This is a genomic window from Elusimicrobiota bacterium (assembly GCA_016788905.1).
Classification (GTDB): Bacteria; Elusimicrobiota; Elusimicrobia; order FEN-1173; family FEN-1173; genus JADKHR01.
The window spans coordinates 57,871-78,222 of record JAEURZ010000006.1 but is presented as its reverse complement, the minus strand read 5'-3'; the positions used below and the strand labels follow the sequence as shown (position 1 = coordinate 78,222).

Below are 20,352 nucleotides of genomic sequence, written 5' to 3'. Positions count from 1 at the left end.
GGGGATAAGAGAGTATAGAACGTTCGGACCCCAGAAAGAAACCTCGATTCCGTGGGCCCCCGAAAAGGAACTGGATTTCACGTGGCCAAACTGCACAAGGTACTCAAATCTCAACACAAAAGGCTCCTCCAAGAGAGGAACGGGACCGCAGGGGTTCTGTGGCGAAAATTCGTACGCACTGTGAACGACGCTCTCTGGGAACAAGAGAAAAACCAAAATCGCCTTGAACGGAACGCCGATTACCACACGCGGGAAATCGCCAAACGCAGTTCCCATATTCAAACTATTTTCGAAACGTTTCCCGATGTTTTTTTTGTGGTGACCCAAACCGGAATGATCGTGGAAGCCAGTGGGGCCGCCCTGGCCGAAATGGGAAGCCCCGCGAAACAGTGGATCGGGAAAACGCTCGCTGAATTCCCCAACACCGAGATTGGACGCCGTTTCCAAGAATCCTTGACCCGCGCCCGGAAGAGCCTCACCACCACCACCCTTGAATTCGCTTTTTTGCTGAACGGTGGTCTGGTTTATTACGAGGCGCGGCTCCGCCCCACGAAACACGACCAGACCATCGTTCTCATTCGCGACATGACCGCCCGGAAAACGGCGTTGGAGGCCCTTAAGTCATCCGAAGAACGTTATGCCTTAGCGGCCCGCGCTGCGAATGACGGTCTCTGGGATTGGAACCTCCCGACCAACCGCATTTACTTGTCCCCCCGCTGGAAAAGCATCTTGGGTTATAACGATGGAGAACTGGATAACCTCCCAAACGTATGGTGGGATCGGCTCCACCCCGACGATTTGGATTTGGTGAAGAGGGCGCTCATCCATCTGGGGGAAGCCGGAAATGACACCTTGGAAATCGAATACCGCATCCGCCACCGGGACAACACCTACCGGTGGGTGTCGACACGCGGGATTGCCGTTCGGGATGGAAACGGAACGACGTACCGCCTTGTGGGGTCCCAAACCGATATCACCTCTCGCAAGGAAGCTGAAGAACAGCTTCGCCATGAGGGATTCCACGATAAAGTGACAGGCCTAGCCAATCGAACACTTTTCATGGATCGGCTGAGCAATGTGTTGGACCGCGTCAAACGTCAGGCCGGTTACCTCATCGCGGTCATTTACATCGACTTGGATCGGTTCAGTTCATTGAACGAACGGCTGGGCCATGAGCCCGCCAATCTTCTTCTTCAAGCGGTGGCGGCACGGTTGAGATCCTTCGCGCGCGCGGGAGACACGGTGGCACGACTCGGGGACGATGAGTTCGCTATCCTTTTGGATGGCATTCCCAACGATCGTTCGGCGGTGGTCTTCGCTGACCGAATGCGGGATTTAATTTCCACCCCCTGCGATGTGGGCCCCGAAGAAGTCAGCGTCACCGCCAGCCTCGGAATTACACTGAACAGCCCCGATGCCTCAACCCCGGAAGGGCTCCTTAACGAAGCGGAAAGCGCCATGCAACGGGCCAAACAGAGTGGAAAAAATTGCCAGGAATTGTTCAGTCGTGAAACCTATTCGCGCTTGGTCTCCAAACTTCGGATCGAAACCGAACTCCGCCGCGCCGCCGCGCGGGGGGAATTGGAACTTTATTATCAACCCATTTTCAGCATTCCAGACGCCCGTCTCATTCGCCTCGAAGCCTTGATCCGTTGGAACCATCCCCAGCGAGGGATGGTGTCTCCTCTTGAATTTATTCCCGTTGCTGAAGAAACCGGGTTGATCCTCAACTTAGGCGATTGGGTGTTGAACGGGGTCTGCGAACAAGCGCAAGCGTGGCACCAAGCGGGTCGGGCCCCCGTGGGGATCGCCGTCAACGTGTCCCCCCGACAATTCCAACAGCAAAACGTTCTCTCCCTTTTCGGCACCGCCCTCACCAAAATATCGTCCTTGGGGTATACCCTGGAACTTGAAATAACGGAAGGGGCCGCTATGCATGACGTGGACCAATCTGTTAAACTGCTTCGCAGTTTACGCGAGATGGGTGTCCGCATTTCCATCGACGATTTCGGCGTGGGGTATTCGTCCCTCAGTTGTCTTCGGCTTTTCCCTTTAAACTCATTAAAGATCGATCGTGGTTTCGTTCAAGGAGTCCCGAAAGTGAAGGACAACACCGCCATTACCCACGCCATCATAGGCATTGCCCACAGCCTGGGGTTAACGGTTGTCGCCGAAGGCGTTGAAACTGAAGATCAGTTAAGATTCTTAAAAGATCACGGGTGTGAAGAAGCCCAGGGCTATCTACTCGGTCGTCCGATGCCCTCCAAAGACATCACCCCTCTTCTTCCGAAAAAGACGTAGACCTATGGCCGGGAAATCCTATATCGTTTTAGGCGCAGGCCCCATGGGAGTCGCCGCGGCTTTTGATCTGGCGCTCAACGGGGATACCGCGCGATTAACCCTAGCCGACGCGTCTTTCCCCGCCGCGCGCGCGGGCGCCCAGCGAATAAAAAAACTCCTCACCGCTCGGGGGACCCGACCGCCACGCTTCACCACCGTCGCACTAGACGCCCGTCGCGAATCCGACCTCTACAACGCGATGCGTGGGCATGACGGTGTCTTGAGCGCTCTCCCGTGTTCATTGAATTTAGCGGTGGCCCGTGCCGCCATCGCCGCCAGGGCCCACTATGTGGATTTCGGGGGCCATTTTGAAACCACCCAGGACATTTTACGCCTGGACCGTCCTGCCCAAAAGATGGGCATTGCGCTAACCCCCGATTGCGGTCTCGCGCCTGGACTTTGTAACAGTTTGGCGGCCCAAGGGATTTCGCTTATGGATCGAGTGGAAGAGGTCAAAATTCTCTGTGGCGGCCTCCCCGAACACGACACCCCCCCCCTCGGGTATAAAAAAGTATTTAACCTGGAAGGGATGCTGAAAAACTATTTCGGAACAGCCATCCAGCTGACAAATGGTCAGGTGACACAGGTACAGGCGTTTTCAGAAAAAGAAGAAATTGTCTTTCCGGCTCCCATAGGAACCCTGGAAGCCTTCGTCACCGCCGGGGCCACTTCCACCGCCCCGTGGACCTACGAAGGGAGAGTCCGGCGTTACAGCTCTAAGACACTCCGATATCCCGGACATTTCGACAAGATACTCGCCCTCAAGCAACTGGGGCTTCTCGATGAAAAATCCATCGTTGTGGATGGGAACCCTGTCATTCCCCAACACCTTTTTTTGGCGTTGGCTCAAGACCGCCTCTCCCACCCGGAGGTTCGGGATATGGTCATTTTACAAGTAACGGTAAGAGGAACGCGGGCGAGACAACCGACGGAAATAGTGTATGAGGTATTGGAATTCGAAGATCCCCTCACGGGGTTTTCCGCCATGCAACGGGCCACCGCCTTCCCAGCCGCGATTGCCCTTGAGATGCTGGTGTCGAGAACCGTTCGAGTTTTGGGAGTGGCCCCCTTGGAACGTGCGTTCCCCCCTTCGATTTACCTGGACGCTGTCCAAAAACGAGGCCTCCGAATTCGAGACACAGGCCCCCTCCCTCTCCAGGACGCCGCGTCCTTACCTCTTTAATAGGGAAAGATCCTCCTCCCATTCTTCCCGCAGGAAAGCCTCAGGAATCCAGAAATCGTTTTGCGGACGCCACCCAGATTCCTGAGACAAATAGCGGAAAAATACTTCACGAAGAACCCGAACACGGGCCTTCCCGGAACGGGTCTCGGCTAAATTCTTTCGCGCCTCCGGATCCTCTGTTAAGTTGTAATAGTCAAAGGAAACTCCGGTCTTTTCTGGGTGATAAACAAGACGTTCGTTCCCCCATTGCATCGCGCGATCCCGAAAAATGAGGAGAGGATCTTCCCAGGCCGGACGCACCCGGAGATGCCCAGCCGCCTCCCGATCCTCCACCAAAAGGGGAACCACCGAAGCCGCGCCTGATGATACCTGGACAAAGGGAATCGAAGATGTTTCCGAATAAATGATTCCCTGCTCCCCACGAGGAAACTCCTCCGTTAAGGAAACCCCCTCCCACCCGGGGGAGGGGGGCAGACCCAAAAGCCGCGCCACGGTTGGGGCCACATCCACCGTCCGCCCCAAACCTGAAAACAGAGCCCCCCCCGAACGCGGATCCAAGGAAACCGCCGTCAAAGGAGCCTCAAAAAAAGAGGGCCCCTTGAGGGCGCGAGCGTCGGCTTCTTCTTCAGCGGATAAGAGTGCGGGTCGCGGCGACCAAAGCATTACCGTTGTCGTTCGGTCCAATCCACGATCCTTCAACGATTGAACCAAGCGCTCAAGTGAACCCAGAACTTCTTTGAGATTTTCTTCATACAGCCGCTTCACGCGAGGCCAATCGGATCCCGCGAGAGGGTCCCCCGACCAGCCCTCTCCAGGACGACGGAAAAACCCCGTCCCGTCCGCCACCAAACGTTTCGCCGCCCCAGGGGAAACCACTGGAACCAGAGGACCGGGCGACGAAAAATGTGCCCAGAGGAAAAATCGGGGTTGTTTTCGAAGCACGCCCAAAACATCCCCCATTTCCCGAACAAGAATATGGGGGTCTGACAAAAACGGAGATCCCCTGAGAAAAGGGATCCGACGCCCCAACCGTCCCGAAAGGTATGGCAATAAATGGGGGGATCTCTCTATCTGTCGGCGAAAAAAGCGCGCCCCTAAACCACGGGGCGCCACGCGGGACACATCAAACCCGTCGCCCATTCGTGCCAGGTAGTCCCCGGGCCCATCGGCCAAGAGGACCGTGGTCCAGCCGTTCTGCCGTAGCCACCCGGGGAGACTCTCCGGATCAGGAGCGGTGTCCATGCTGGAAGGGAAATCGTGTCGAACCCCATGCCGGAGTGGAGAGCGGCCCGATAAGGCCGTGGCGAGGGTCGTGGGCAACCCGTTGGAAGGAGGCACCGCGCGGGCCAAACCACGGTTCCAACGAACGGTAGACCCTGGCCCACTTTCGGGGATTTGGTTCAAATGGTCTGCCCGCAACCCATCGATGGAAATGAAAATCAAGTTCGGCCCCTCGTTGTGCGTGTCCTGAGTCCACACCACAAAGCGGATTCCCAACGCGAACAGCACCAAAGCCCCTCCCAAAACTCCAATCGCCACACGGGTCGGACGGGAAAATTTCATAAACCATGAAAAAACCTGATCGATTAAATGGAAGAACGCGACACCCAGAACGAGCCCCATCCCAATAACCACAAGTCCATTCAGGTGGGATAACATCACTCCAAAAGAAATCCCATGGAGCCAGCAACCGAAACGGTGTGGGGCCAATAGGGTTTCTTGATAAAGCGCCGGATGGCGGGACAGGTCCCTAAGCAACCAGGCCCCATGAAAACAGAGGATGAGGACCCCGGACGTCACTCCCACCGTCCAGGGGGTAAACCGGTCGGCCCCCACCCGGGGCCAAAAGTGACGAATTCCACCCCAACAATTCTTAACGATTCCACCCCAAAGGACCCCCAAAAAAACATGGGATACAAAGAGGATCACCTGACCCAGAACCCGCTCCCCCGGGTACCAGCTCGAAACAATGGGAAGAATGTCGCCGCCCAGTTCAGGCCCCCAGACACTCCATCCCCCAGCCGTGAGCCGTCCCATCACCCATAAGGCGACAAAAACCGTGATCCCGGCCCGTCCTTCGGTAGAAACAATAGAAGCCCGCGTACTGGCCACGGCGTCCCGCCCACTGGCTAAAACCCATCCTTTGAGAAGGTCCGGTGATCCTTTCAATGCCCCTTGCCATGTCATGGAAGTTCCGTTCCGCTGCCTTCATTCCCCGTCAAAGGAACCCGCCCCAGCGAACCCACTGGGGAGAGCGAAGCGGGAGGGGGGGCCCACCCTTCCATCCAGCCGAAATTTGTTTTGTCATGCCACTCGTTCCATGTCGATTCAAAAAACGGCAACCCCCATCGAGAAACGAGAAGTTGACTTGAAGGGAGGGGACGTCCGTTCACATGAAAACGGAAACTGTAGGAAGAGTCGGGAGGAAAAGTCCCGAACGTGAACGTCCCGGAAGACAAATCCGTTGAAAATGAAAATTCATAATCCCCGCGATGCTCGAAAGGAAAAGTCCCCCCCACCTTCACGAGTTTTCCCCCTGAGCAGGTGACCACGCCCCGCAACCGATCCCCCTTCGGATTGAGGAACCCGAACCGGATATCCACAGGATCTGGGGCCAAATCCTCCATCACGTCCCTCAGGCGAGCCAACAGATGACGCCGCGAGCGAACAAGATTGTGCTGTTCTTCGGGATCACTCCAAAGATCAAAAACTTCTTCCGCCGGGAAATCGGTCCACCGCCTCTGGACGGGGCGTCCCCATCGCTTGACGGTGTGCACACGGGGAGGGCCATGCCGAATGTATTTGAAACGGCTGTCCACAATCACCGCCTTGGCCCACGGAGAGCGTACCAACCAGGGGTCCGTGGCATCCTCCCTCAGGGTGGACTTTCCTCTTATTGAGGGACGCCGCTTTTCGGTCGAAAGAGGGATGTCGAGGGCACTTAAAAGGAGAGGCCCCACATTCACGCTCTGCCCGGGGGCACGTTGAAGCTGGGGTCCCAAACGCGCGTCGTGACGGAGAGCAAACAGGGTTCGAATTTCGCTTTCGCGAAGTCCCATCCCCATATCATCGAGAAACACTTTCCCCCGGCGTTCCGTTTCAGACCAACGCACCGGGGTGGGTTCCTGAACCACACCCCGTAAAGAGACCATGCCCACCACAGCCTCAGGATCCAATTCCTCCATCAATCGACCCACATAATCATCCCGATAGGAAGCATCGCTGGCCCGGCGCCACAGGACCCAACGCACGGAAGACCAGGGGAAATGGCTGATGGAAAACGACCAAAAGCGAACAGGGGAAATTCGGTTCAAAGGCATATCGCGAAAAAAAACCAAAATCAAGCGTGGTCGTCGCCCCCGGTCTCTCACCCATTCCACCGCGCGGCCCGCCGCGCGAACGGAATCCTCTCCGTTATGAGGCACCTGATGAATTTCATCAAATCCTGCTTCCGAGAGAACCGACATCATCTCTTCAGTGAACGCGCCGACCGCAACCGTCTGGTAACCCCGCTCCTGCAAGAGGGTCGGCCAGGGTACGGAAGAAGGAAAAAGAAGTCCTCGGAGAGATTCCGGCAAACGGGTGTCCACCGTGTAGAACCGAGAAAAGAGGGTTGACCTCCGGAGGAAATCTTCAAAACGGGTGAAATCTTTTCCAAAAACGATGTCCGGAGCTCCCGTCTGATCAGGGGTCGTTTCCAGCACAGCGAGAACAACATCTTTCTCAGGAAGAGACTGGGAGGTCCGTCGCCGAACGGATTGCATCTCAACGGCGGGAAACTGAAGGACCGGCCCCCCCCAAAAAGCCAGGCCACGGTTGGACAAGGAAGTCTCGTGGGGAGCCTCCACCCGCAAAAACAGATGAACGTTACGATCCGCCCATGCCGAAAGGTCGACACGGGCGGGAGTCCATTGAGCATCCCTTGCCCCCCTGTTCCGCATCAGGGCACGGCAATAGGCTGGAAGCCTGTTGACCCACCGGTCCGTGGATAGGGAAGAAAGAGCACGAGAGAATTGAGAATACAACGGGTGGAATTGACCCTTTTCATCCTCTAGGTCGATACGAAATCGGAACGTAACCCCTTCCGAAAGAATTCCGGTGCGAAATTCAAGGACGGTCCCCGGTCTAAGTTTTCCCGTCCAAATATAGGAGCTCCCGGCCTCCGCCACAAGGGCGAACAACCGCGTTTGGCCGGGTGGGTCAACCAGTGTCACCTGAGCCACACCAGACTTTTCATCCACCCAGCGAAAATTCACTTCGGGATGCTTGATCACAAGGGGGGGGAACTGATCTCCTGAAATTGTCTTTGAGGAAGGACTATCCGCTGGGAAGAAATGGGTCCAATTCAAAAAACTTTGTTGGAGAAGGGGAGGGGAATCCTTCCCAGAGGGAGGAAAAGGGATTTGGCGATCATCAACCAAAACCACATGAAGGAAATAGAGGACCCCTGAAATCAGAGCCACAAGGACCCCCAGAACCAGGATCCAGAGACCCCGCTTCAGCGGGGGATTCGGCATGAGGAAACGTCCGTCAGAAACGCCTACCGAAAATTCACAAACTGAAGGGCTAAACCAAAATCTTGCCCCTTCAAGAGAGCCATGGCGGATTGAAGGTCGTCCTTGGACTTCCCCGTAACCCGCAATTGGTCCCCCTGAATCGATGGCGTAACTTTGAGTTTGGCGTTTTTAATGGCCCGAACCATTTCCTTAGCCTTCTCGGAAGCCACCCCTTGGACGATTTTGGCCACCTGACGAACGGTTCCTCCTTCGGCGGCGAGAACGGGACCGTAGTCCAATCCTTTTAACGAAAGAGCATGCTTCACCAAACGGTTTTGAAGGATGTCCACCACGCTTTTCAACTTTCCCTCATTGTCCGAATAAAGCGTTAGGGTCTCCGCTTTTTTATCCAGCTCCATCCGACTCACACTTCCCTTAAAATCGAACCGGGTGGTGATCTCCCGTAGGGCCGAATTCACCGCGTTATCCATGGCCTGCAGATCCACTTTGCTTACCACATCGAACGAAAATTCTTGTGCCATCTTAAACCTCCGATTGTTTGTTTTCGTCTTCAGAGGATCCCGGGGACACCCCGATATCCGTCGAACCTATTTCAATAAAAACACACCTACCGTTACGAGAAGAACCCCCAAGAGTTTCCCACGTGTGAGCGATTCGTGATAAATCAAAATGCTTAACGCGAAAGCAAAAACTGGCCAGGCCCCCCCCACCGCCGCCACGCGCCCCACGTCACCGATCTTCAAGGCGCGATAAAAAAACATCTGGGCCACCACACTGGCCAAAAAGCCCCCCCCCATCAAAGCCAGTTTCGCTCGCCCGTCCATCTCCAAAAACCGTCGAGGGAGGTCGGGTGAAACGGCCATAAAAACCATGATCCCCAGGAGAACACCCAAGGTTCGCGCCACAACCCCGGCCGCCGGATCCACGTGACGAAGTCCCCACTTCTCTATGATGGCCGACAACCCCCAAAAAAAAGCAGCCATTATCGCTAATGAAAATGAATTCATGGATAGGTATTTTAGGAAATCCAGAAAGTTTATGGTTTACGTCGTTGCGGGTTCAGGTCTTTTTTGGAAAAATAACCCCATGACAACGGATCTCGTATCCCTCCGTTTTGAAAAATCGGGTCGTGGAGGGAAAATGGTAACGCTTGTGTCTGGCCTCCGGATGCACCCGGAAGGAAAATTATCCCTCCTTTCTACATTAAAGAAAAAATTAGGCACGGGAGGCGCCCTGAAAGAGGGGGTTCTGGAATTGCAAGGGGACCAACGGGAACGACTTCCACCCCTTCTTTTCTCCCTCGGAGTTATTCTGGGCAAAGGACGAACCCCGCCCCCCTCCTTAGGTGGACCTAATGGAGGAGAGCGGGGTTCTTGAAAGACGCTGGAAAAGGGACCGAAAAAGCCCCCGCGCCCTGCGTCAATGAGTCCGTACGCCAAAGGCGCACGGAGAGTCTGCCGTTTAGCGGCGGACCATCTTGGCGCGAGAGACGTCCCCCTGTTTGTCCAGGAAATACAGGAAGCCTTTCTCTTTTTTAACGCCCACTTTTGTCACTTTTTGAGGTTTGCCACCTTTTTTTCCACCACGGGCCATTTTCGCCCGGGATACATCACCCTCTTTGTCGATGAAGTAAAGAAACCCATCTTCTCTTTTGATTCCAGCTTTCGCGACTTTTTGTGCCATGTGAGTCACCTCCCTGTTTTAACAATATATTCCCTCTCGGGACCACACTGTAGCATTTTAGAAAAAAATTGCAAGGGGTGTTTCCGTCGATAGGAACGCTCTCTTCCGTCGACCGACGGTCCCCCCCTCCACCGTCGACAAAAAGCATAAAAATCAGGGTCGCTTCTCAAACAATCATCCCTGAGGTTCAGTCGGATGGGTGATCAAACTTTCCCGTAACCAAGAATCGATCACTTCTTTTGAAAACCGGTATTGACGACCAATAAGAGAAGCGGGGATCTTGCGCTGACGGATGAGTCCATAAATCTTTGATTTTCCAATACCCAGATACCCAGACAGCTCCCGGATGTCCATGACCTCTTTAGCGCAGTGCCCAGAATTTGGGTTCATTTTTCGAGCCTCTCTCCGTCATCGTCGACTCGGATATATTGAAAAATCAGGCTAGGAAAGTCAAAGACTATTTTCCATCTTTTCCCAGGGAGTGATTTCTAGAACCGGGTCGTTGTTTTAGGAAGAGACCGTTTGTTTTAAATAGGAAGTGAGGGCTTCACGCCAAGAACGGAGGGGTTTGATCCCAAGGGAAGAAAGTCGTTCGGAAACCAGTCGCGTGTCGGGGGATCGCCGCATGATACTGGGCCATTGGGTCGAAGGAATAGGGGAAAGGTTGGCGGAGAGGCCACGGGCCTGAAGAATCACTTGAGCGAACTCAAACCATGTACACCCCCCCGTGTTGGTCATATGATACACCCCGCCGGCCGCCGATTGGGCCACGAGCGCCCACGTTTGGGCCGCCAAATCCTCAGCGGAAGTGGGCGACAGGGAAATATCGTTCACCACCCGAAGGGGTTCCCCCTTCTCCGCACGGGAAAGAATCGCTTGAACAAAGTTTCCCCCTTTGATCCGAGACCCCACTTTCCCGTAAAGTCCCGCCGTCCGGCAGACCAGGTTGCGCCCGGATGCGGCGAGAACAAACCGTTCTCCCCCATATTTTGTAAGGCCGTAAACATTGATCGGGTGGGGCGCGTCGGATTCAACGTAAGGAGACCCTTTGGTTCCATCAAAAACAAAATCAGTTGAGAAATGAACCAGCCGAGCCCCCACTTCGCCGCAAACCCGGGCCAAGGTTCGTGGGACAAGTGTGTTCACCACCCATGCGGCATGAGGTTCCGTTTCACACCGTTCTGTTTGATTAAAGGCCACGGTATTGACCACCACTTCCGGAGCCTCCAAACGAACACAGTCGACGAGGGAACGTTCCTCCGTGAGGTCGGCCTCGGCGCGGGTGTGCGCGTGAAGGTCGTGTCCAGGATTTGTTCGAACAAGCTCGGTACCCAATTGCCCCTGGGCCCCCAACAGAAGCACCTTCATGGGGTGGGAATTGGTTTTAGCCATCCCCTAGCGATGAGAGTCTCCGCAATTTGGATGGCGTTAAGCGCGGCGCCCTTCCACAAGTTGTCACCCACCACCCAGAAGGACAAGGCGTTATCGCTGGAGAGGTCTCCCCGAATTCGCCCCACCAATGTCTCTTCCCGACCCGCGGCCAAAATAGGCATGGGACACGCCACCCCGTCAAGAGGAGAATCCTCGTCAACCACACGGACCCCGGGCGCCTTCATCAGAACAGCACGGGCCGATTCGGCCGAGATCGGTTTTTCTGTTTCGATCCACACGGATTCCCCATGGCCAATGGCCGTGGGCACCCGAACCGTTGTAACGGACACTTGAATTTCAGGGTCGAGCATCTTGTGTGTTTCCTTAATCACTTTCCATTCTTCATTGGAATAACCCTTCTCTTCAATCTTCCAATTGTTGGCGAGAACGTTAAACGCAATGAGATTGGGAAACCCACCCAAATCGGTTATTTCCTGTCCATCCAAAACTTTTTGGGCCTGATCCCGAAGAGCCTCAATCGCTTTCCCACCCGCGCCCGAGACAGCCTGATAGGTGGACACGACAACACGTTTGACACCAAACACCCGATGCAAAGGAGCCAATCCCATTAAAAGGACCGCCGTCGTACAATTGGGATTGGCAATGATTCCCCGATGATTTTTCAGCGCGTCCCCATTGACTTCAGGGACCACGAGAGGAACTTGGGGGTCCATTCGAAAATCCGCCCCATTATCAATGACCACCGCCCCACGGGAAATGGCCTCTTTCCCAAAGGTCACGGCCGCCCCTTTCTCTCCCTCAGTTCCCGCAAAAAGGGCCACGTCCACCCCCGCAAAAGCCTCAGGCGTGGTTACCCGAACCGGATAGGTCTCCCCATCCACCACCAACGTTCGTTCGCTCCGGGCCAAAACCCGTAATTCGTTCATGGGAAATCCACGTTTCTTCAAAAGTCGAACCATCTCGACCCCCACCGCCCCAGCCCCCACCACCGCCACACAATAGTCCTTCACGGGTCTCTTCCTCCTTAAATAAAAAAAGGCGCACCCCAAGGCCGCCGACGACGATTATACAAAATGGGAATCGGTGGAGGTTAGGCCTGCAATTCGACGCGGTCTCTCCCCACAAGGTTTTGGAGTTCCGTCAGAAGCCCGTCCGTGGGGGCCACGGCACAATCCGAAACCAGCCGAAAAGCCCCATGCGTTGGGGTGTCCAGTTCGAAACACACCCGACAAGGGCCAGGATGTCCCGCACAAATTTTATGGATCTTTCCGACCAGTTCGTCCTCGAGGCCCGCCGTCGCGAGTTTGAGAACCAACCGTTTAACGAACCGGGCCCGGGACTCTTTAAGCGCCACCACTTCTTCCACCAGCAAATTTTTGTCGTCCGCCCGAAGTTCCACACGGCCTTTCACCACCACCATTTCATGGGCCACCAACACTTTGGCGACGTCCGGGGTATACGTCTTCGGGAAAACAACACATTCCAATTCTCCATCCAAATCCTCTAACTTAAAACGGCTCATGGCGTTCCCGTTTTTCGTGATGGTCTTTTTCGTGTTCACAATCATTCCCGCCACACGAACGGTTCCGGATTCCGGCAACGTCCCGAGAGTGTGGGTGGTGTAACTGGAAAGTTCTTTGCGAAAGCGCGCCAGCGGATGGCCGGACAAGTAAAACCCAAGCACTTCTTTTTCATTCGCTAAAAGTTCGTGTTCGGAACAGGGGGCCACAACCGGCGCGGCCCCGTTCGACCGAGGAGCGGGTTTGGCCTGGGCCACGGTTCCCATGTCAAAAAGGGCCCCTTGGCCCACGGACGCCTCTTCCCGCGCACTCGAGGAACGGCTGAGGGCTCCATCCACATCAAACAAGAGTTGGGCCCGCCAGCGACAGAGTTCCGGCATCCGAACCGCGTCACTCTCTTCCCCCAACACCGGACGAAACCCATCAAACGCCCCCGCCTTAATGAGCGATTCCAAAACCTTACGGTTGACTTGACGGGTGTCCACCCGGGAGCAAAAATCCCCAAGGGAATGGAACGGCCCCCCCCGGCGGGCTTCCAAAACAGACGCGACCGCCCCCTCCCCGACGTTCTTCACCGCCACCAGTCCGAACCGAATGGCGGGAGTCTTTTTTTGCTCGGGGGGACTTTCCACGGAAAAATCGTCCTCGGATTTCTGAACATCGGGGGGAAGAATGAGAATCCCCATGTCCTGGGATTCCCCCATATAAATAACCAATTTAGATTCCACTTCCTTGGATCCAAGAGCCGAATGACCGATTTCCGAAGTCAGGAGGGCCGTCATAAATTCCACCGGGAAATTGGCTTTCAAAAAAGCGGTCTGGTAACTCACCAACCCGTAGGCCGAGGCGTGACTTTTGTTGAACCCGTATCCCCCGAACTGAACGACCAGGTCGAAAACTTTTTCCGCAATCTTTTTTTCGACCTTTTTCTCTGCACAGCCTTTCATAAAAGTTTCTTTCTGTTGTTGAAGGATTTCGGGGATTTTTTTGCCCATGGCTTTCCGAAGCACGTCGGCCTGCCCGGGCGTGTACCCGGCCAAAACCTGGGCGATCTGCATGACCTGTTCTTGGTAAACAATAATCCCGTAGGTGTCGGCCAATAAAGGTTCTAAAGAGGGATGGTCAAAACGAACTTTCGACCGGGCGTGTTTGCGGGATACGAATTCGTCCAACATGCCCGATCCCATGGGACCCGGACGATAAAGAGAAATCAACGCGGTCACGTCCGAAAGGGTGGTGGGCTTCAGTTTGCGAAGAAGGTCGCGCATCCCACCGGATTCCAATTGAAACACTCCCGCGGTTTTCGCTTGGGCCAGAAGTTTAAAGGCGGCCGGGTCATCCACGGGAATTTTATCAATATCAAAATCCGGCACGTGACGGGCCCGTACAAGGGTGACCGCGTCCCGGATCACGGACAACGTGCGCAGACCGAGGAAGTCCACTTTCAAAAGCCCCAGCTTCAGAAGGCCTTCATCATTGTATTGAGTGGTGACCACGTCCCGTGACCCTTTGGCCAGAGGGACGTGCTCCGTCAGCTCCCCCGCGGCAATGATGGTCCCCGCCGCGTGCACACCAGTGTGACGCTTGAGCCCCTCCAATCGTTGGGCCAGGTCCAAGAGCCGTTTCACTTGGGGATCTGTTTTCGTCAGTTGCTGCAACTCCGTCACAGCGCCCAGTGCGCTGTGAAGGGTGGTTCCCAATTCCTTCGGGATCAAGCGGCACACCCGATCGACTTCCGGTAAAGGGATCCCCAACACGCGCCCCACGTCCCGCACCACCGAACGTGCCAACATGGAACCGAAGGTAATAATTTGGGCCACACAGGCTTCCCCATATTTTTGGCGGACATAGGCAATGACTTTTTCACGACCGTCATCGGAGAAGTCAATGTCCAAATCCGGCATGGAGCGCCGTTCAGGGTTCAAGAACCGCTCGAAGAGGAGACCGTTTGTAATGGGGTCGATGTTCGTAATAGACAACGCGTACGCCGTTAACGCCCCCGCGCCCGACCCACGGCCCGGCCCCACGGGGATACCCTGGGTGCGGGCGTAGCGGATAAAATCCCAGACGATCAGGAAGTAGGTGGCAAACCCCATTTTGCGAATAATGCCCAGTTCGTAATCCAGCCGCGTCTTGTAGTCGGGCCGGATGTGACCCATTCGTTTTTTGAGGCCTTCCAGACAGAGCTTTTCCAAATAGCTCTCCGGGGAATCGCCCACGGGCACGTCATAGCGAGGAAGGAGGATCTGATTGAATTTCATTTCCAAATGGGCCCGTTCCGCGATGGCCAGGGTATTTTTCAGTGCCTGGGGAACTTCCCCGAACACCTGCAACATCTCGGCGGACGACTTGTAATAAAACTCCGGCGCCGCGTAACGAAGCCGTTTCGGGTCGTCGAGGGTTTTCCCGGTCCCAATACAGAGCAAAACATCGTGGGCCTGGTTGTCCTCTTTCCGGAAATAATGGCAATCGTTGGTGGCCACCAGGGGAGCGTCAAACTTTTTAGCCAACTCCACCAACCGAGGGAACACCTTTTTTTGGTCGGCAAGACCGTGGTCCATGAGTTCGATAAAAAAGTTCTCTTTCCCGAAAATTTGTCGGTAGGCGTCCAGCGCCTTTTCGGCCTTTTCCGGTCGATCCGCCAAAAGGGCGCTCGGGACCTCCCCCTTTAAACACCCGGAAAGTCCCACCAGCCCTTCCGCGTGTTGAGCCAAAATTTCCTTATCGATCCGAGGCTTGTAGTAGTAGCCCTCCAGGAAAGACCGGGAGGAAAGTTTCATGAGATTTTTATACCCGGTTTCATTCATCGCCAGGAGGGTCAGGTGGTTGGAGGCTTCCGAAGGACTGCCGTGCCGGTCCAAGCGTGAATTCGGTGCGATGTAGGATTCCATGCCAATGATGGGCTTAATTCCCACATCGGTACAAACGGAGTAAAACTCGATGGCCCCGAAAAGATTACCGTGATCCGTGATGGCCAGCGCTGGGTATTTTGCCGCGGCCATGGATTTAATGAACTCGGAAGGATTGCCTTTTTCGTCCGTGAGGCGGGTCGCCCCATCCAAAAGACTATACTCGGTATGATTATGAAGGTGAACGAATTCAGGGGTCATGGGGAAGGGCCATTATACTATTTTCCTTGATCCCCCTAAAAAAACCCCCGCCACGGGACGTATCCCGAAGCGGGGGGATTAAAACATCCTACAAGGAATAAAACTATTTCTTTGTCTTTTCTCCCAAGTGGGGGCAACACGCGGCGGCCTTTTCTTTCACTGGACATTTGTGCCCTTTCTCTCCCGCCTTTGCGCAACAAGGAGCCTTCTTGTCCACCAAGGGGCAGGTATGTCCTTTTTGGCCCGCTAAAACACAGCAAGGTTTGGACATGGCATCGAACTTGGTCTGTTGATCCGGGGTCAAAATCCCTTTCAACTCAGCGGATGTCGATTCCTTTATGGCACTGACTTTTTCGCTGGATTCTTCATTGATGGCGCATTTCTTTGTCATAGCGGCTTCCAAAGTAGCCTTCACTTTGGTTTCTTGCTCCGCGCTCAAACCCAATTCTTTTTTTAATTCGGCCACCCGAGCCTCAACCCTCTGGGCCTTTTGAGTCTCGCAATCTCCTGTCATGGGGCACTTCTTCCCTTCCTCCGCGTGAACGCCAGCCCCAATGATCACCGCCATCAACGCACTGTATAAAAACGATCTTTTCATGAGATCCTCCGAGGCTCGCGTTCACTTGTTCGCGGCTGAAAGAGTTTAGCACATCCAACCTCTGAACAGGAGACGGGTCTTGCGGATCAAAATGAAAAAACTGGCAATTTCCCTAACTCAAATGTAGCATCACGGCTATGGGTTCTCCACTAAATATCTTGAGTCCTGTTTCTTGGGGGGTCATCCTCCTTATTTCCATGTTCGGGTTCGATGTTCGAACCCTCCATGCCGGAGGATCCGATTGGGACAGCCCCACCCTATGGACCATTGAAACCGATAATGAAAGTTCTCTCACCCTCCAGCCAACAAAAGGCATTGATGGGGTTCGCCTGGATTTGAATTTTACGCTTCAGGGACCCGGCCATCGGTGGGTCCAAATTTCGCGTGATTGGGACGAAACCGATTTCGAGGGGCGGCCCCTCACTTTTCTTTTCCGCGCCGATTCGGGAGCAACGTTAGAAGTCAAAATACAGGATCAGGATGGATCCGTCTTTCTTTGTCGATATCCCCTCACCCAGTATTCGTCCAAATGGGAACCCGTTGTCCTTTACCCTGAAAGTTTTGAATATGGGTGGGGAGGAGATGGGGATTTAAATCGTCCCATTCGCCTTTCCTTGGCCGTGGCGGGAACCGCCGAAGTGGGAACTCTCTCTATGGATGAGATTGGCCCCGGACGTCCTGGGATGATGGCCACCCCAATTCCGGATGGGCCACGATTAGATCCGGCCCGCAACAAAAAAGGGTTCGGGTTCACTGCCCGACGAGACAAAAGAGCCCTCCCGGAAGACCCCCTTGTCTACGAATGGCTCAAAACCATTCAAGACACCGGTTCCTTTGAGCAACAATTGTTATCTTCCATGGAAGACAACCGCGCCCAAACGTTTAACAACGCCCTGGCCGCCATCGTTTTTATTTTAAAGGACGACCGAGACAGGGCGGCCCGTATTCTTGATTTTTATTCGAGGGCCACGGATGAATTGAACCTGGACGCAAGCCGACAAAACTTTTTTGTGAAGGGCGAACCCCGTGGGTTTTATCAGGACATGTACCTCAAGGATTCCGCGGAAGGATCTGCCTTTCTCGCGCCGCACGGGTCGGATCGGTGGATGGGGGATATGGCCTGGCTTCTCATCGCGGCCCACTACTACGGGCAACGCTATGGCCCCGATCGATACGCCACGCTCAAAAACCTCTTGCGGGACCTTTTGGTTTCTTTTTACCAGCCCGCCTCCCCAGGCGGGTATATCCGCCACGGGTGGCGTCGGAGCGACACAGCCTTGCATGAATCCTCTGGACATCCGGAAGGAAACCTGGATTGCTACGCGGCCTTGAAACTCGTTGGAGAAAAAACAATCCCCCGAGACATCCGTACATGGCTCCATTCGGTCTTGGTGGGGAGCCGCCTTCCCCTGGATCTGTACTCCTGGCAAGTTCTCGCCTTGGGATCCTCCTACGCCAACGCCCTGGGCATTCCTGAAAGCGATTTCCGGTATCGGAAAACGCTGCGCGTCAACGGCCGGCGCGTGATGGGTTTTTTTCATAGCGCGCGGACAGACGTCCAAAACATATGGGCCGATGGGGTGGGTCAAATGGCGTGCGCCTATTATGTCTCTGGGAAGGAAGATCGGGCGAACTTTTACTCCAATCAATTGGACGCGCTCTTGATTGATCGAAAAATAAAGGGGCAAACGACGCGCGCAATCCCCTACGCCCCGAACAAGGAAGGGGGGCTGGACTGGGTTCGCCAGGATCGCGGGTTCACGTCCACCGCCGCTTGGTACATTTTTGCTAAAAACAGGTTCAATCCCTTTACCCTTCAAACCATTCCCAAAAATCGATAGGGGACTCCCTCCCCTTGACATGAGAAAGGCTTGGGGCTAGAGTTAAACCATAAAACATTAAGGAGTCACTCATGATCCCTATCGTTCTTGCTTCTGCCCTTCTGTTGGCCTTACCAATGGTTTCTTTTTCGGCCGAAAAACTGGACGGAAGAACCATCGTGCAACGGGTCAATGACCGAGACGATGGCAAGGACAGTTACGCCAAAGTCGAAATGCTTTTGACCGACAGGTCCGGGGTGACTCAGGCGCGGTCGATGATTTCGGCCGTAAAAGATTTTGGACCCCTGACGAAAAGCTACATCCGTTTTACGGCCCCCGCGTCCATTGATGGGACCTGCTTTCTTTCGTGGCAAGTGGAGGGGAAAGACGATGAGCAGTTCCTTTATCTCCCGGTAATCGGTCGCGATCGACGCATCGCGTCCTCACAAAAAAACAGTGATTTTGTGAACACGGACTTCACGTATGAAGACATGCAAGAGCGCAATGTGGACAAAGACACCCACACCCTTCTCCGGGAAGAATCCAGGAGCGGTCGGGAGTGTTGGGTGATTGAAAGCGTTCCTTTGGATCCGAAATCGTCCCAATACAAGCGATGGATTTCCTGGATCCCCAAAGACATTTACATCCCATTGCGTGTCGAATATTACACCCGGGTGATTCGTCAACCCACGAAAATATTTACAGTTCGGCGACTCGAAAAAATCCAAGACATTTGGACCGCCATGGAAGTGGAAATGAAAAATTCCGAGCGAAACACCCAAACGATCCTGCGTACCACTCAAATCAAATACAACGATGGCCTTCCCAACCGCATGTTTACCCGAGGCTTTCTGAAGCAGACACGGTAACGCCACCGTGAGACTCCTCCCCCTTTTTTGGAAATCGGGCGCCCTTCTGGGCCTGTTTTTCTTTGCCACAGGGGAGGGCTGGACCCAAAGACCGCCCCCCAAACCTCTCCCGATTAAACTGACCGCAAAAATCAATAACCGTTTTAATTGGGACACCCAGAAAGACAATTTGTTTGAAGAAAAATCGAAAACCACCACGGACATTAACGCTCAGGTGAAATACCTTCCCAATCCCACGGTTCAAGCGGTGGCGGGACAATGGATGGTGGACGGAAAAGTCCGCCCTTATAACATTTACCTCAACCTGGCCTCCGAACACATTAATTTGCGTTTGGGAAACCAAATCGTCCGATGGGGAAAAGCCGATGAAATAAGTCCCCTGGATATCCTCAATCCCGAAGATCTCACCCAAGGGCTCACCAAAACGCGGGCGGACCGCAAAATTCCTGTTCCTATGGCCAATTTGGAGTTCCTCACGGATTATTTAAATCTTCAAGGTATTTTTATCCCCTTTTTTGAAAAATCCGCTTTTTATTATTCGGGTGATGACTGGTCCTACTTTGGTCATTTGGAAAAAAAATATGGGCCGATTGGGATCCAGGAAAAATCCCCCGCCCAAACATTGAAAGATGCCGGCTACGGGGGACGTCTTTCCGGCACCATTGGCCGGATCGACTTGGCCTTGGTCTATCTCAACCACAGACGAGACACCCCTTCCATGGCCGCGTTCCCGATCCCACCACCACCCCCACCTCCCGGACATGAAGCTTCTGTCGAAGATCTCGTTCTCTGGTCCAAAAACACCACTGTTCCCTTAGAATTCCGCTATTTGAGGGAAGAAGTTTACGGTTTAGAATTTGAAACGACGATGGGAAGCTTCGGATTACGCGGGGACGCAAGCTATGTGTCCAGTCATAGCTTCATCACCTCGACCTTGGAAGAAAAAAGGAAACCCCTGATTACGGCTGTGGGAGGATTCGACTACAACGGGCCTTCAAACTCTTACATGAACTTGTCCTACAGTCAGAGCCATATCCGCGACTTCGAAACCTCATTAGCGCCCCACAAACAAAAAACATCGTCACTCAGCGGCCAGTGTTCCGTGGAAATCCTCAGTGGCAACATTAAGCTGGGTTACCTGGGCTTCGTTAACTTGACCGATAAAAGTTTTTACCACAATCCTAAAATCAATGTGGGATACATCCCGAATGTGGGAATTGAACTGGGGGTGGATATTTACGGCGGCCCCCCTTCCAGTCAAATTGGTTTTTTTGATAACAACGATCAAACCTACCTGTCTCTGACCTACTTCTTCTAAGT

The 20,352-nt window shown here is 54.2% G+C and carries 16 protein-coding genes; 6 read left to right on the top strand and 10 right to left on the bottom strand.

Going from position 1 to position 20,352, the window contains the following annotated elements; all coding sequences use genetic code 11:
- Nucleotides 1–180: 180 nt before the first annotated feature.
- Together JNK54_04040 and JNK54_04035 are read left to right on the top strand one after the other, a co-directional pair.
- Nucleotides 181–2,301: an EAL domain-containing protein gene (locus tag JNK54_04040; GenBank protein ID MBL8023437.1), complete on the top strand. Its 2,121-nt coding sequence runs from the start codon at nucleotides 181–183 to the stop codon at nucleotides 2,299–2,301.
- 4 nt (nucleotides 2,302–2,305) lie between these two features.
- Nucleotides 2,306–3,523 (top strand): saccharopine dehydrogenase NADP-binding domain-containing protein, encoded by a 1,218-nt coding sequence (locus JNK54_04035; GenBank protein ID MBL8023436.1) that lies wholly within the window; start codon nucleotides 2,306–2,308, stop codon nucleotides 3,521–3,523.
- Here the strand turns inward: JNK54_04035 and JNK54_04030 are convergent.
- The 4 genes from JNK54_04030 to JNK54_04015 form a co-directional block, all read right to left on the bottom strand.
- Nucleotides 3,512–5,710, bottom strand: a complete 2,199-nt coding sequence (locus JNK54_04030; GenBank protein ID MBL8023435.1) for a hypothetical protein — start codon at nucleotides 5,708–5,710, stop codon at nucleotides 3,512–3,514. The genes JNK54_04035 and JNK54_04030 overlap by 12 nt on opposite strands.
- Complete coding sequence (locus tag JNK54_04025; GenBank protein MBL8023434.1) at nucleotides 5,707–8,040, bottom strand: hypothetical protein; 2,334 nt, start codon at nucleotides 8,038–8,040, stop codon at nucleotides 5,707–5,709. Before JNK54_04025 ends, JNK54_04030 begins: the two co-directional genes overlap by 4 nt.
- 23 nt (nucleotides 8,041–8,063) lie before the next feature.
- Nucleotides 8,064–8,561, bottom strand: a complete 498-nt coding sequence (locus JNK54_04020) for a YajQ family cyclic di-GMP-binding protein (GenBank protein MBL8023433.1) — start codon at nucleotides 8,559–8,561, stop codon at nucleotides 8,064–8,066.
- A 66-nt stretch (nucleotides 8,562–8,627) separates the two neighbouring features.
- Nucleotides 8,628–9,047, bottom strand: coding sequence for an EamA family transporter (locus tag JNK54_04015; protein MBL8023432.1), 420 nt, complete (start codon nucleotides 9,045–9,047; stop codon nucleotides 8,628–8,630).
- A 79-nt stretch (nucleotides 9,048–9,126) separates the two neighbouring features.
- Here JNK54_04015 and JNK54_04010 point away from each other — a divergent pair, with 79 nt between their 5' ends.
- Nucleotides 9,127–9,417, top strand: coding sequence for a translation initiation factor (locus tag JNK54_04010; GenBank protein ID MBL8023431.1), 291 nt, complete (start codon nucleotides 9,127–9,129; stop codon nucleotides 9,415–9,417).
- Nucleotides 9,418–9,501: 84 nt separating this feature from the next.
- Here the strand turns inward: JNK54_04010 and JNK54_04005 are convergent, their stop codons facing one another.
- The 6 genes from JNK54_04005 to JNK54_03980 form a co-directional block, all read right to left on the bottom strand.
- On the bottom strand, nucleotides 9,502–9,723 hold the full coding sequence (locus JNK54_04005) for a hypothetical protein (GenBank protein MBL8023430.1): 222 nt from the start codon (nucleotides 9,721–9,723) through the stop codon (nucleotides 9,502–9,504).
- A gap of 174 nt (nucleotides 9,724–9,897) precedes the next feature.
- Entirely contained in the window at nucleotides 9,898–10,113 is a 216-nt protein-coding gene (locus tag JNK54_04000; protein MBL8023429.1) for a helix-turn-helix domain-containing protein, read from the bottom strand.
- Between the two features lie 117 nt (nucleotides 10,114–10,230).
- Nucleotides 10,231–11,115, bottom strand: a complete 885-nt coding sequence (gene rfbD, locus JNK54_03995; GenBank protein MBL8023428.1) for a dTDP-4-dehydrorhamnose reductase — start codon at nucleotides 11,113–11,115, stop codon at nucleotides 10,231–10,233.
- Nucleotides 11,088–12,125, bottom strand: a complete 1,038-nt coding sequence (locus tag JNK54_03990) for an aspartate-semialdehyde dehydrogenase (GenBank protein MBL8023427.1) — start codon at nucleotides 12,123–12,125, stop codon at nucleotides 11,088–11,090. Before JNK54_03990 ends, rfbD begins: the two co-directional genes overlap by 28 nt.
- An 80-nt stretch (nucleotides 12,126–12,205) precedes the next feature.
- Nucleotides 12,206–15,745: a DNA polymerase III subunit alpha gene (gene dnaE / locus JNK54_03985; protein ID MBL8023426.1), complete on the bottom strand. Its 3,540-nt coding sequence runs from the start codon at nucleotides 15,743–15,745 to the stop codon at nucleotides 12,206–12,208.
- Between the two features lie 103 nt (nucleotides 15,746–15,848).
- Nucleotides 15,849–16,343, bottom strand: coding sequence for a hypothetical protein (locus JNK54_03980; protein ID MBL8023425.1), 495 nt, complete (start codon nucleotides 16,341–16,343; stop codon nucleotides 15,849–15,851).
- 137 nt (nucleotides 16,344–16,480) lie between these two features.
- Between JNK54_03980 and JNK54_03975 the strand changes: the two genes are divergently transcribed.
- The 3 genes from JNK54_03975 to JNK54_03965 all read left to right on the top strand — a co-directional run bounded on the left by JNK54_03975 (nucleotide 16,481) and on the right by JNK54_03965 (nucleotide 20,350).
- Nucleotides 16,481–18,184, top strand: a complete 1,704-nt coding sequence (locus JNK54_03975) for a hypothetical protein (protein MBL8023424.1) — start codon at nucleotides 16,481–16,483, stop codon at nucleotides 18,182–18,184.
- A gap of 71 nt (nucleotides 18,185–18,255) precedes the next feature.
- Nucleotides 18,256–19,032, top strand: a complete 777-nt coding sequence (locus JNK54_03970; protein ID MBL8023423.1) for an outer membrane lipoprotein-sorting protein — start codon at nucleotides 18,256–18,258, stop codon at nucleotides 19,030–19,032.
- A 7-nt stretch (nucleotides 19,033–19,039) separates the two neighbouring features.
- Nucleotides 19,040–20,350, top strand: coding sequence for a hypothetical protein (locus tag JNK54_03965; GenBank protein ID MBL8023422.1), 1,311 nt, complete (start codon nucleotides 19,040–19,042; stop codon nucleotides 20,348–20,350).
- Nucleotides 20,351–20,352 lie beyond the last annotated feature (2 nt).